The organism is Cupriavidus sp. CPT47-8839-RL05A (assembly GCF_058792255.1).
In genome coordinates, this window is sequence record NZ_JBYTEG010000020.1 from 85,778 (window position 1) to 98,288 (window position 12,511).

A 12,511-nucleotide genomic window follows, 5' to 3' on the forward strand; every position below is an offset into this window, starting at 1 on the left:
TACCGCAATTTGAAAATTTCACTTGTGCTGAACTTTGGGCTTCCATAGAATCGGTTCGACCCAAGAATGCGGGCGGCAGCCATGCGCCTGCCGCGCGGAGAAACCGGAACAGGTTTCCCGGCGGCGGCCCCGATGCAAGGCGGCATGGTGCCGGATCCGCAAGTCGGTGCGAGTCATACGTAAAGTCGTGTCCGGGCGCTGCCAGCGCGGGCGCGGATGCAAAGAATTCACCCAGGAGACAGTCATGTCCGCCGTACCAGAGCAGATTCTCGGCGCCTCGAGCGCCAACGACGCCGATCCCCAGGAAACCCATGAATGGCTCGACGCCCTGCAGGGCGTCCTGGCCGCCGAAGGTCCGGCGCGCGCCGCTTTCCTGATCGACAAGCAGATCGAATACGCACGCGTGAACGGCGTCACCCAGCCGTTCCACGCCGAGACGCAGTACATCAACACGATTCCGGTCGAGCAGCAGGCCCGCATCCCCGGCGACCAGGACATCGAGCACCGGATCCGCTCGTACACCCGCTGGAACGCCATGGCGATGGTGCTGCGCGCCAACAAGCACACCAACGTCGGCGGCCACATCTCGTCGTTCGCCTCGGCGGCCACGCTGTATGACGTCGGCTACAACCACTTCTGGCGCGCCCCGTCGGAAGCCAGCGGCGGCGACCTGGTGTTCGTGCAGGGCCACTCGGCTCCGGGCGTGTATTCGCGCGCCTTCCTGCTCGGCCGCCTGACCCAGGACCAGCTCGACAACTTCCGCCAGGAAGTGGACGGCAAGGGCATCTCGTCCTACCCGCACCCGTGGCTGATGCCGGACTTCTGGCAGTTCCCGACGGTGTCGATGGGCCTGGGCCCGATCATGGCCATCTACCAGGCCCGCTTCATGAAGTACCTGGACAGCCGCGGCCTGGCCAAGGCCGGCGACCGCAAGGTCTGGGCCTTCCTGGGCGACGGCGAGACCGACGAGCCCGAATCGCTGGGCGCGATCGGCATGGCCGGCCGCGAGAAGCTCGACAACCTGGTCTTCGTCATCAACTGCAACCTGCAGCGCCTGGACGGCCCGGTGCGCGGCAACGGCAAGATCATCCAGGAACTGGAATCCGAATTCCGCGGTGCCGGCTGGAACGTGATCAAGGTGGTGTGGGGCAGCAAGTGGGATTCGCTGCTGGCGCGCGACACCAAGGGCCTGCTGATGAAGCGCATGATGGAATGCGTCGACGGCGAGTACCAGACCATGAAGGCCAAGGACGGCGCCTACGTCCGCGAGCACTTCTTCAACACGCCTGAGCTGAAGGCGATGGTGGCCGACTGGTCCGACGACGACATCTGGCGCCTGAACCGCGGCGGCCACGATCCGCACAAGATCTACGCCGCCTACAAGTCCGCCAGCGAGCACAAGGGCCAGCCCACGCTGATCCTGGCCAAGACCATCAAGGGCTATGGCATGGGCGACGCCGGCCAGGCCATGAACGTGGCCCACCAGCAGAAGAAGATGCCGGTGGACGCGATCCGCAAGTTCCGCGACCAGTTCAACCTCCCCGTTGCCGACGACCAGCTCGAAGAGGTGCCGTACATCACCTTCCCGGAAGGTTCGAAGGAACTGGAATACATGCGCCAGGCGAGGCAGAACCTGGGCGGCTACCTGCCGGCCCGCCGCCAGAAGGCCGAAGCCCTGCCGGTCCCGCAGCTGTCCGCGTTCGACGCGCTGCTCAAGGCCACCGGCGAAGGCCGCGAAGTGTCCACCACCATGGCCTTCGTGCGGATCCTGAACACGCTGCTGAAAGACAAGCAGATCGGCAAGCACGTGGTGCCCATCGTGCCGGACGAGTCGCGCACCTTCGGCATGGAAGGCCTGTTCCGCCAGGTCGGCATCTGGAACCAGGAAGGCCAGAAGTACGTGCCGGAAGACCATGACCAGCTGATGTTCTACAAGGAATCGCAGACTGGCCAGGTGCTGCAGGAAGGCATCAACGAAGCCGGCGCCATGTGCGACTGGATCGCGGCCGCCACGTCGTACTCGACGCACGGCGTGCAGATGATCCCGTTCTACATCTACTACTCGATGTTCGGCATCCAGCGTATCGGCGACCTGTGCTGGGCCGCTGCCGACATGCGCTCGCGCGGCTTCCTGCTGGGCGGCACCGCCGGCCGCACCACGCTGAACGGCGAAGGCCTGCAGCATGAAGACGGCCACTCGCACGTGTTCCACGCCGCGATCCCGAACTGCATCTCGTACGACCCGACCTTCCAGTACGAGCTGGCGGTGGTCATGCAGGACGGCCTGCGCCGCATGTACGCCGAGCAGGAAGACGTCTACTACTACCTGACGGTGATGAACGAGAACTACGAGCATCCGGAAATGCCGGCTGGCGTGGAGCAGGACATCGTCAAGGGCATGTACCAGTTCCGCAAGGGCGTCGAGAACAGCAACGCGCCGCGCGTGCAGCTGCTGGGCTCGGGCACGATCTTCCGCGAGGTGATTGCCGCTGCTGACCTGCTCAAGAAGGACTGGGGCGTGGAGTCGGACCTGTGGGGCTGCCCGAGCTTCACCGAACTGGCCCGCGGAGGCCACGACGTCGAGCGCTTCAACCTGCTGCACCCGACCGAGACCCCGCGCGAATCGCACGTGGCCAAGAGCCTGAAGTCGGCCCGCGGCCCGGTGATCGCCTCCACCGACTACGTGCGTGCGTTTGCCGAGCAGATCCGTCCGTTCGTGCCGCGCCGCTACGTGGTGCTGGGCACCGACGGCTTCGGCCGCTCGGACACGCGCGAGAAGCTGCGCCACTTCTTTGAAGTGGACCGCTACTGGGTCACGCTGGCCGCGCTCAAGGCGCTGGCCGACGAGGGTGCGATCGGCCGCGACAAGGTTGCCGAGGCCATCAAGAAGTACAACCTCGACCCGAACAAGCCCAACCCGATGTCGGTCTGATCCGGCAGCCTGCACCAACCCCCGCAGTACGGCAACGCCGTGCCGCGGGCGCCCCGGCCAGATGCCGGACGGCGCCTTGCGGCATGGCGGCGTGACAGAAGCGGGCGGCGAAGGTAATCTCGCCGCTTGCGGATGTCGCGCGTGCCGGCCTGCCCAGGAGACACTGAATGAGTCAAGCGATTGAAATCAAGGTGCCGGATATCGGCGACTATGACGCCGTTCCCGTCATCGAAGTGCATGTGAAACCCGGCGACAGCATCAACGCGGAAGACGCGCTGGTGACGCTGGAATCGGACAAGGCCACCATGGACGTGCCCTCGCCGCAGGCCGGCGTGGTCAAGGACGTCCGCATCAAGGTGGGCGACAACGTGTCCGAAGGCTCGGTGCTGGTGATGCTGGAGGCGGCCAACGAGCCCGCCGCCACCGCACCTGCCCCTGCTGCCGCAGCACCGGCGCCGGCCGCCGCAGCCCCCGCACCGGCTCCTGCCCCCGCAGCAGCCCCAGCCGCGGCCCCGGCCGCTGGCGGTGGCGGCACCATCGAGGTCAAGGTGCCCGATATCGGCGACTACGACGCCGTGCCGGTCATCGAAGTCCACGTCAAGGCGGGCGACACCATTAACGCCGAAGACGCCGTGGTGACGCTGGAGTCCGACAAGGCCACCATGGACGTGCCGTCGCCGCAAGGCGGCGTGGTCAAGGAAGTCAAGGTCAAGGTCGGTGACAACGTCGCCGAAGGCACGCTGCTGCTGATCCTGGAAGGCGCCGCCGCAGCCGCCGCCCCGGCAGCTGCCGCCGCGGCACCGGCTCCGGCTGCCAGCGCGCCCGCACCGGCACCGGCCCCCGCAGCCGCCGCCCCGGCACCGGCCGCAGCACCTGCTGCCGCGCCGGCCGCCGCTGGCGTAACCGGCAAGGCCGCCCACGCCAGCCCCTCGGTGCGCAAGTTCGCACGCGAGCTGGGCGTGGACGTGTCGCGCGTGCCGGGCACCGGCCCCAAGGGCCGTATCACCCAGGAAGACGTGCAGGGCTACGTCAAGGGCGTGATGAGCGGCCAGGCCGCCGCGCCCGCACAGGCCGCCGCGGCTGGCGCCGGTGGTGGCGAGCTCGGCCTGCTGCCGTGGCCGAAGGTCGATTTCACCCGCTTCGGCGAGGTCGAAAGCAAGGCCCTGTCGCGCATCAAGAAGATCTCGGGTGCCAACCTGCACCGCAACTGGGTCATGATCCCGCACGTCACCAACCATGACGAAGCGGACATCACCGAGCTGGAAGCCTTCCGCCTGCAGCTGAACAAGGAAAACGAGAAGTCCGGCATCAAGGTGACGATGCTGGCGTTCATGATCAAGGCCACGGTGGCGGCGCTGAAGAAGTTCCCGAACTTCAACGCGTCGCTCGATGGTGACAACCTGGTGCTGAAGAAGTACTTCAACATCGGTTTTGCCGCCGACACCCCGAACGGCCTGGTCGTGCCGGTGATCAAGGACGCCGACAAGAAGGGCGTGCTGGAGATCAGCCAGGAAATGAGCGAGCTCGCCAAGCTGGCCCGCGACGGCAAGCTCAAGCCGGACCAGATGCAGGGCGGCTGCTTCTCGATCTCTTCGCTGGGCGGCCTCGGCGGCACATATTTCACGCCGATCATCAACGCGCCGGAAGTGGCCATCATGGGCGTGTGCAAGTCGTACCAGAAGCCGGTGTGGGACGGCAAGCAGTTCGCGCCGCGCCTGACGCTGCCGCTGTCGCTGTCGTGGGACCACCGCGTCATCGACGGTGCCGAAGCGGCGCGCTTCAACACGTACTTCGGGCAACTGCTGGCGGATTTCCGCCGGATCCTGCTGTAAGCGGGGTTGCGCCGGGCAGGCCAGGCCGTCGGCCTGCCCGCCCCGGCGCACCACGCGCAACCGGGAGCGAGCCATGACTACCTGCGTGGTCGTGAGGAAGGGCGCCGAGGTGGCCATCGCGGCAGACGCGCTGGTGACCTTTGGCGACACGCGCCTGTCGCGCGCCTATGAGCGCAACCAGAAGGTGTTCCCGGTGGGCGATGGCTTTATCGCGCTGGCCGGGACCACCGCGCACTTCCCGGTCATGCGCACGCTGCTGGCGGGGCTTGGCGAAGAGTGCCGGCTGGGCTCGCGCGATGACGTGTTCCGCACCTTCCTGAAGGTGCATGAGAAGCTGAAGTCGGACTATTACGTCAACACCAAGGAAGACGAGGACGATCCCTACGAGTCGTCGCAGATCGTATGCCTGATCGCCAATCCGGCGGGCATCTTCGGCGTCTACTCGTACCGCGAGGTGTTTTCGTTCGACCGCTTCTGGGGTATCGGCTCGGGCCGCAACTACGCGCTGGGCGCGATGCATGCGGTCTATGACCGGCCGGACCTGGATGCGGGCGAGATCGCGCGCATCGGCGTCGATGCAGGCGTGGAGTTCGACAAGAGTTCGGCGGGGCCGATCGAAGTGCACACCGTGCGGCTGCACGAGGGTGACGCCGCACCGGCGCCGGCGCCTGGCGGTGCCTCGGGCGGCAATCCGGCAACCGGCAGTACGGCACCCGACAGCGTGGCAACCAACAACGACGGCGCGCCCTGAAGCCGAGAGGCGGGCGCGCATAGAGGAGCAAACATGAGTGTGATCGAAGTCAAGGTGCCGGATATCGGCGATTTCGACGCGGTGGAAGTGATCGAGGTGCTGGTCAAGGCCGGCGACACGGTCGAGGTGGAACAGTCCCTGATCGTGCTGGAATCCGACAAGGCCAGCATGGACGTGCCGTCGTCGGCCGCCGGCAAGGTGGTCGAGGTCAAGGTCAAGGTCGGCGACAAGGTCGGCCAGGGCGCGGTGATCTGCACCATCGAGGCCCAGCAGGCCGCGGCCGCCCCGGCGCCCGCGCAAGCTCCGGCACCGGCGCAGGCTCCCGCACCCGCGGCGGCGGCCCCGGCTCCTGCTGCCGCCAGCCACAGCGGTGGCGCCGATATCCAGTGCGAGATGCTGGTGCTGGGCGCCGGCCCCGGCGGCTACTCGGCCGCCTTCCGCGCCGCAGACCTGGGCATGAATACCGTGCTGGTGGAGCGCTACAGCACGCTTGGCGGCGTCTGCCTGAACGTGGGCTGCATCCCGTCCAAGGCGCTGCTGCACAATGCCGCGGTGATCGACGAAGCCAAGGCGCTGGCCGCCCACGGCATCCTCTTCGGCGAAGCCAAGATCGACCTGGACGGCCTGCGCCACTACAAGAACCAGGTGGTCGGCAAGCTCACCGGCGGCCTGGCCGGCATGGCCAAGGCGCGCAAGGTGCAGGTGGTGCGCGGCATCGGCAACTTCCTCGACCCGCATCACATGGAGGTCGAGCTGACCGAAGGCGAGGGCAAGCGCAGCACCGGCAAGAAGACCGTGATCCGCTTCGAGAAGGCCATCATCGCTGCCGGCAGCCAGGCGGTGAAACTGCCGTTCATTCCGGAAGATCCGCGCATCGTCGACTCGACCGGCGCGCTGGAGCTGCCCGAAGTGCCTAACAAGATGCTGGTCATCGGCGGCGGCATCATCGGCCTGGAAATGGCCACGGTGTACAGCACGCTGGGTGCCGACATCGACGTCGTGGAAATGCTCGACGGCCTAATGAACGGCGCTGACCGCGACCTGGTCAAGGTCTGGGAAAAGAAGAACAAGGACCGCTTCGGCAAGGTCATGCTGAAGACCAAGACCGTCGGCGTGGAAGCCAAACCGGACGGCATCTACGTCAAGTTCGAAGGCGAGGCCGCGCCGGCCGAGCCGCAGCGCTACGACCTGGTGCTGGTGTCGGTGGGCCGCTCGCCCAACGGCAAGCGCATCAGCGCAGAGAAGGCCGGCGTGGCCGTGAGCGAGCGCGGCTTTCTCAACGTCGACAAGCAGATGCGCACCAATGTGCCGCATATCTTTGCGATCGGCGATATCGTCGGCCAGCCGATGCTGGCGCACAAGGCGGTGCATGAAGCCCACGTTGCCGCTGAGGCCGCGCATGGCGAGAAGGCTTACTTCGATGCCAAGCAGATCCCGTCGGTGGCCTTCACCGATCCGGAAGTGGCCTGGGCCGGCCTGACCGAAGACGAGTGCAAGGAGAAGGGGATCAAGTACAGCAAGGGCGTGTTCCCCTGGGCGGCTTCGGGCCGCGCCATCGCCAACGGCCGCGACGAAGGCTTCACCAAGCTGATCTTCGACGAGGAAACCCATCGCGTGATCGGCGGCGGCATCGTCGGCACGCATGCGGGCGACCTGATCAGCGAGGTCTGCCTGGCGATCGAGATGGGCGCCGATGCGGTGGATATCGGCAAGACCATCCATCCGCACCCGACGCTGGGTGAATCGATCGGCATGGCGGCGGAGATCTATGAAGGTACGTGTACTGACGTGCCGCCGCCGCGCAAGCGCTGAGCGCCGTTCGCTGCAAGCGAGAAAGCCCGCCTGGCCAGGCGGGCTTTCTCATCGCCAATTATGCAATTAACCGCCAGCATTTGCCGGCGTCCGCGAGGTCTGCCTGCCAGCACCGCTCGCGTCGGCGGCCAAGGTGCAGATTGCGACAGGAGGTGCAAGACCTTCGCTGCCTATACTGAATTCAGCCGCCATGCACCCCAAGGCGACCGAGGCCGGCGCTGCATATTCGGGCGCGGCCGATCGCTGCCGGATGCCTGCTGGCGGGATCCGGTGGCCCCCGGTGGCTACCGTTCAGCTGACAAGGAGGCACGACGTGTTCAGGCATCTTCTTGTTGCGGTAGACGGCTCCGCTCTGGCCGAAGCGGCCTTTCGCAAGGCACTGGCGTTCGCGCAGGAGACGCAGGCCAGCATTACGGCGCTGCGCGCCTGCCCGGATTTTCACATCACGACTTACCACACCGAAATGCTCACCGACACGCGAGAGCAGTTCGAAGAGGCTGTCCTCGAGGACGCATCGAAATACCTCGACGGCATCGCGCGAGAGGCCGCCGCGGCAGGCGTGCCCTGCGACACCAGCAGCGTGGTCGACGATCATCCCTACGATGCCATCATCAAGGCTGCAGAAGAAAACGATTGTGACCTGATTGTCATGGCGTCTCATGGGCGCCGGGGTGTGAAGGGGCTGTTGATTGGCAGCGAAACCCTGAAGGTACTGACCCACAGCAAGATTCCGGTGCTGGTCTATCGCTAGATGTCGCGTGAATGGGCCGCCGGCATTGATGACGCCGGATACGTTCGTGATGCCACCATGGTTGCCTGTCATGGGCGCCATAAAGGATCTGCCATGAGCACTCGCCGCTATGTCGTGATGATCGACCAGCCCAGGGACGTTGCCGACGAGCAGATGGCAGAGTACATCAAGCATGCCATCGCCGGATGGGGTGCCGGATTGCCCCCGCCTCCGGCGGACAGCCCGTTCTTCGACCTGGATGTCTTGTCGGTAACCGTGATCAGCAAGCCGCACAAGGACCATTTATGAAGGATGTGCCCGGTTCAGGGAGCTATGCCGGCCGCTACTGGCATTTCCTGGATGACGGCCGCATGCAATGCGACCTGTGCCCGCGCCACTGCCGCCTGCATGGCGAGCAGCGCGGCGCTTGCTTCGTGCGCCAGCGGGTCGGCGATCGGATGGTGCTGACCGCCTATGGCCGCTCGTCGGGCTTCTGCATCGACCCCATCGAAAAGAAGCCGCTCAACCACTTCTACCCGGGCTCCGCCGTCCTGTCGTTCGGCACGGCCGGCTGCAACTTGGCCTGCAAGTTCTGCCAGAACTGGGATATCAGTAAATCGCGCGAGATGGAGACCCTGGCCGATGCGGCCATGCCCGAAGCGATCGCCGCATCGGCGGCGGCGCACGGTTGCAAGAGCGTGGCCTTCACCTACAACGACCCGGTGATCTTCGCCGAGTACGCCATGGACATAGCCGATGCCTGCCACGAACTGGGCATCAAGGCGGTGGCGGTGACCGCAGGATATATGGGCGCCGAGGCGCGGCGTGATTTCTACGCCAGGATGGATGCGGCAAACGTCGACCTGAAAGGCTTCAGCGACGCGTTCTATGTTGCCTTCACCGGGGCGCACCTGCAGCCGGTACTGGAGACGCTCCAGTACCTGAAGCACGAAACCGATGTCTGGCTCGAGATCACGACGCTGCTCATTCCCGGCAAGAACGACAGCGATGACGAGATTCGCGCCGAGGCCCGGTGGATTGCCAGGGAGCTTGGTCCCGACGTGCCGCTGCACTTCACCGCATTCCATCCGGACTACAAGATGCGCGACGTGCCGCCGACACCATGTTCCACCCTTGCGCGCGCCCGCAAGCACGCGCTGGCGGAGGGACTGCATTACGTCTACACCGGCAACGTCCACGACACCGCCGGTGCCACCACCCATTGCCCCGCTTGCCGCGCGCAGCTCATCGTGCGCGACTGGCACGCGATCGAAAGCTATCGCCTGACTCCCACGGGAACTTGCCCGGACTGCCTTGCGCAGATTGCGGGACGTTTCGGGAATTTTGAGCGTCAGTTCGGGCGGCGGCGGATTCCTGTGCGCATCGGGGAATAGGGCGCAAGCTGGTGGAAAGGTGAAGAACAAAAAAAAGCCCGACCTGTAGAGGTCGGGTTTAACGATACCTTTGGACAAGGAGACCGCGGTACCGAGGAGACATCGGCAGACAAGGCAGCGCCGATGCAGCTCAGTCAGGGCACTACCTTCATCGTTGGCAAAGCACACCGCAAACGCCAGGCGTCGATATGCTTTGCCAACGGACCGGCCGCAGCCGGTCCATCTTCAACGCAGGCAGCTATCAGGCAGCCGTCGTCTTCTTCGCCGTGGCCGTACGGGCCGTGGCGCTGGCTTGCTGGGCAGCCTTGGTGGCAGCCGTTGCCGCAGCCTGGAAGTTGGTTTCAGCGATTTCGACCGCTTGCTTGGTCGCCTTCTGCACCGACTCGTAGGCGTTGTTGGCAGCGGAGATCGCCGACTTCACGATGGCCACGGTCGATTCCGAACCGGCCGGGGCGTTCTTGGCGAGGTTCTCGACCAGCGCTTGCACGTTCTTCGAGCCTTCGGCCAGTTGGGCCTCAGCTACCTTGGTGAACTCGCTCTGGGTTTCCGAAGCGATTTCATACAGGTGGCGGGTGTAGGCCAGGGTCTTTTCGGCAACCGGCTGCACGGCTGCGGCCTGGATGGCCAGCAGTTCCTGCGCGTCCTTGGCCGACAGCGCCTTCTTGGCGTTGTCAACGCCTTCTGCGAACGAAGTCTTGACGACCTGCAGGTTCAGCTCGACGAGCTTTTCGACGCCTTCAAACGCCTTGGTGGTCAGGCCGAACAGCGTTTCGAGGTTGGCCTTTTGCGCTGCTGCAACTTGTTCCGGGGTGAGGATCATTGCTGGTCTCCAGTGGTGAACTTCAAGGTCTAGCAAATTAAGCCGCCTAGATGTCAGGGCCGTGACGGTGTTGTGCCCGATTCGGCCAGCCCAGGCGTGTGGGTGGGTCAAGGCGCATTTTTTATTTGGTGCGCCGCAACAATTCCTATTTTAGAGCTGCACGATTCAATGTCAAGCGGATTTTGTGCAATGCACAAACAACGTTGCTGGCGATACACGGGTGCGGCCGTGACGCCACTTCGGGGGGCTCCGGGCGATGGCCGGGCAGGGGTGCTACCATCGCAGATTGCCCGCGCCGGGAACCAACAAAGACGTGAACAGAACCGCCCAGGCCACTTCCATGCTCGCTTTCTACGCCGACCATTTTGTGCTGCCACTGCCACCCGGGCACCGTTTCCCGATGCGCAAGTACAGCATGCTGCGCGATGCCGTCGCGGCGCAGGTGCCGGGGCTGCGCCTGGTGGAGGCGCCGCGCGCGGGCGACGATGCCTTGTTGCTGGCGCACACGCCCGGGTACGTGCAGGCCGCGTCAGCCGGCACGCTCGACGCGGCGCGCCAGCGCGAGATCGGCTTCCCGTGGTCCGAGGCCATGGTGGAACGCTCGCGGCGCTCCGCAGGCGCCACCATCGAGGCCTGCTGGACGGCGCTGCGCGAGGGCATTGCCGTGAACCTGGCGGGCGGCACCCACCATGCGTATGCCGACAAGGGCGCCGGCTTCTGCGTGTTCAACGATGCCGCGATTGCGGCGCGTGTGCTGCAGCGCGATGGCGCCGTGCGCCGCGTGGCCGTGGTCGACCTGGACGTGCACCAGGGCAACGGCACCGCGTCGATCCTGCAAGGCGATCCGTCCGTGTTCACGCTGTCGCTGCATGGCGAGAAGAACTATCCGTTCCGCAAGGAGGCCAGCGACCTGGACGTCGGCCTGCCGGACGGCTGCGACGACGACACCTATGCGCAGGCGCTGCAGGCGGCGCTGGACACGCTGTTCAGCCGCTTCGATCCCGAGCTGATCATCTACCTGGCCGGCGCCGATCCGCATGAGGGCGATCGCCTCGGGCGGCTCAGGCTGACCCTGGCGGGCCTGGCACGGCGCGACCGGCTGGTGTTCGATGCCGCGCATGCACGCCAGTTGCCGGTGGCGGTGGCGATGGCGGGCGGCTACGGCAACCAGATCGAGGACACAGTTGCGGTCCACGCGCAGACCGTAAGCCTGGCCGCGCAATATCACGCGCGCCATGCACAGGCGCTGCTGGCCACATGAGCGGCGTGATGGAGCAAGGCGGCGCAGCAGCGTCAAGCGCCCGCACCACGCTGTGGGTGGCGTCGATGCCGTGGCTGTTCGTGCTGATCTGGAGCACCGGCTTTATCGTCGCCAAATACGGCATGCCGTATGCGGAGCCGATGACCTTCCTGTTCCTGCGCTTTGCCGGCGTGGTGGTGCTGATGGTGCCATTCGTGCTGCTGGCGCGCGTGCCGCTGCCGCGCCTGCCAGGCAAGGCGCCAACGGACTGGCGCGCGGTCGGGCATATCGCCGTAGCGGGGCTGCTGCTGCAGACGGGCTACCTCGGTGGCGTCTGGGCTGCGATCAAGCTTGGCATGCCTGCCGGCGTATCGGCGCTGATCGTCGGCATGCAGCCGATCCTGACCGCGCTGATCGCCACGCGCATGGGTGAGCGCATCGGCGCGCGCCAGTGGCTGGGCCTGCTGCTCGGCATCGCCGGCGTGGCGCTGGTGGTGGCCAACAAGCTCGGTGCCAGCGGACTCACACCGGCAAGCCTGGCACTGGCGGGTGGCGCCTTGCTCAGCATCACCGTCGGCACGGTCTACCAGAAGCACTTCTGCCCGGTGTTCGACCTGCGCATGGGCTCGGTGATCCAGTTCGCCGCTGCGGCACTTGCGTGCGTGCCGTTCATGTTCCTCTTTGAAACCCGCGCAGTGCAGTGGAGTGCCGCGATGCTTGGTGCCATGGCGTGGTCGGTGGTGGCGCTGTCGATCGGCGCGATCTCGTTGCTGTTCCTGCTGATCCGGCGGGGCGCGGCCACCAAGGTGTCGAGCCTGATGTACCTGACGCCGCCCACTACCGCGGTGATGGCCTGGCTGCTCTTCGGTGAGCGCTTTCCGCCGCTGGCCGCTGCCGGGATGGTGCTCGCGGCGCTTGGTGTCGCACTTGTCATCCGCCGGTAGTGTCGCGTATGCGGCTACTTCAGTATTCCTATCCCATCCTGTCCCGTCCACGTCTC

Annotated in this window: 10 protein-coding genes; 9 read left to right on the forward strand and 1 reads right to left on the reverse strand. The window is 65.7% G+C overall.

Annotated features, from left to right (window positions below):
• The first annotated feature begins 244 nt into the window (after positions 1 to 244).
• From aceE to amrS, 7 genes are all read left to right on the forward strand, one after another.
• Positions 245 to 2,932 carry a pyruvate dehydrogenase (acetyl-transferring), homodimeric type gene (gene aceE, locus AC3WVS_RS23295; protein ID WP_492320508.1) on the forward strand — a complete coding sequence of 896 codons (2,688 nt, stop codon included), beginning with the start codon at positions 245 to 247 and terminating at the stop codon, positions 2,930 to 2,932.
• 167 nt (positions 2,933 to 3,099) lie between these two features.
• Positions 3,100 to 4,764, forward strand: a complete 1,665-nt coding sequence (aceF, locus tag AC3WVS_RS23300) for a dihydrolipoyllysine-residue acetyltransferase (protein WP_492320509.1) — start codon at positions 3,100 to 3,102, stop codon at positions 4,762 to 4,764.
• Positions 4,765 to 4,837: 73 nt separating this feature from the next.
• Positions 4,838 to 5,515 carry an MFS transporter gene (locus tag AC3WVS_RS23305; RefSeq protein ID WP_492320510.1) on the forward strand — a complete coding sequence of 226 codons (678 nt, stop codon included), beginning with the start codon at positions 4,838 to 4,840 and terminating at the stop codon, positions 5,513 to 5,515.
• Between the two features lie 33 nt (positions 5,516 to 5,548).
• Positions 5,549 to 7,327, forward strand: coding sequence for a dihydrolipoyl dehydrogenase (lpdA, locus tag AC3WVS_RS23310; protein ID WP_492320511.1), 1,779 nt, complete (start codon positions 5,549 to 5,551; stop codon positions 7,325 to 7,327).
• A 313-nt stretch (positions 7,328 to 7,640) separates the two neighbouring features.
• Positions 7,641 to 8,078 (forward strand): universal stress protein, encoded by a 438-nt coding sequence (locus tag AC3WVS_RS23315; RefSeq protein ID WP_492320512.1) that lies wholly within the window; start codon positions 7,641 to 7,643, stop codon positions 8,076 to 8,078.
• Between the two features lie 93 nt (positions 8,079 to 8,171).
• Positions 8,172 to 8,366: a hypothetical protein gene (locus tag AC3WVS_RS23320; RefSeq protein WP_492320513.1), complete on the forward strand. Its 195-nt coding sequence runs from the start codon at positions 8,172 to 8,174 to the stop codon at positions 8,364 to 8,366.
• A complete protein-coding gene (amrS, locus tag AC3WVS_RS23325; protein ID WP_492320514.1) occupies positions 8,363 to 9,451 on the forward strand; it encodes an AmmeMemoRadiSam system radical SAM enzyme in 1,089 nt (362 codons plus the stop codon). The genes AC3WVS_RS23320 and amrS overlap by 4 nt, the downstream gene beginning before the upstream one ends.
• Before the next feature lie 241 nt (positions 9,452 to 9,692).
• On the opposite strand, the gene phaP1 is transcribed toward amrS, so the two are convergent.
• On the reverse strand, positions 9,693 to 10,271 hold the full coding sequence (gene phaP1 / locus AC3WVS_RS23330) for a TIGR01841 family phasin PhaP1 (protein ID WP_011615034.1): 579 nt from the start codon (positions 10,269 to 10,271) through the stop codon (positions 9,693 to 9,695).
• A gap of 340 nt (positions 10,272 to 10,611) precedes the next feature.
• Between phaP1 and AC3WVS_RS23335 the strand changes: the two genes are divergently transcribed.
• Positions 10,612 to 11,532, forward strand: coding sequence for a histone deacetylase family protein (locus AC3WVS_RS23335; protein ID WP_492320515.1), 921 nt, complete (start codon positions 10,612 to 10,614; stop codon positions 11,530 to 11,532).
• Positions 11,529 to 12,455 (forward strand): DMT family transporter, encoded by a 927-nt coding sequence (locus tag AC3WVS_RS23340; protein WP_492320516.1) that lies wholly within the window; start codon positions 11,529 to 11,531, stop codon positions 12,453 to 12,455. The genes AC3WVS_RS23335 and AC3WVS_RS23340 overlap by 4 nt, the downstream gene beginning before the upstream one ends.
• The last annotated feature ends 56 nt before the right edge of the window (positions 12,456 to 12,511 follow it).

Excerpts from the sequence above, each read along its gene's own strand:
- aceE (WP_492320508.1), top strand. The coding sequence starts at position 245 with ATGTCCGCCGTACCAGAGCAGATTCTCGGCGCCTCGAGCGCCAACGAC.
- amrS (WP_492320514.1), top strand. The coding sequence starts at position 8,363 with ATGAAGGATGTGCCCGGTTCAGGGAGCTATGCCGGCCGCTACTGGCAT.
- AC3WVS_RS23335 (WP_492320515.1), top strand. The coding sequence starts at position 10,612 with ATGCTCGCTTTCTACGCCGACCATTTTGTGCTGCCACTGCCACCCGGG.
- AC3WVS_RS23340 (WP_492320516.1), top strand. The coding sequence starts at position 11,529 with ATGAGCGGCGTGATGGAGCAAGGCGGCGCAGCAGCGTCAAGCGCCCGC.
- aceF (WP_492320509.1), top strand. The coding sequence starts at position 3,100 with ATGAGTCAAGCGATTGAAATCAAGGTGCCGGATATCGGCGACTATGAC.
- AC3WVS_RS23320 (WP_492320513.1), top strand. The coding sequence starts at position 8,172 with ATGAGCACTCGCCGCTATGTCGTGATGATCGACCAGCCCAGGGACGTT.
- lpdA (WP_492320511.1), top strand. The coding sequence starts at position 5,549 with ATGAGTGTGATCGAAGTCAAGGTGCCGGATATCGGCGATTTCGACGCG.
- phaP1 (WP_011615034.1), bottom strand. The coding sequence starts at position 10,271 with ATGATCCTCACCCCGGAACAAGTTGCAGCAGCGCAAAAGGCCAACCTC.
- AC3WVS_RS23305 (WP_492320510.1), top strand. The coding sequence starts at position 4,838 with ATGACTACCTGCGTGGTCGTGAGGAAGGGCGCCGAGGTGGCCATCGCG.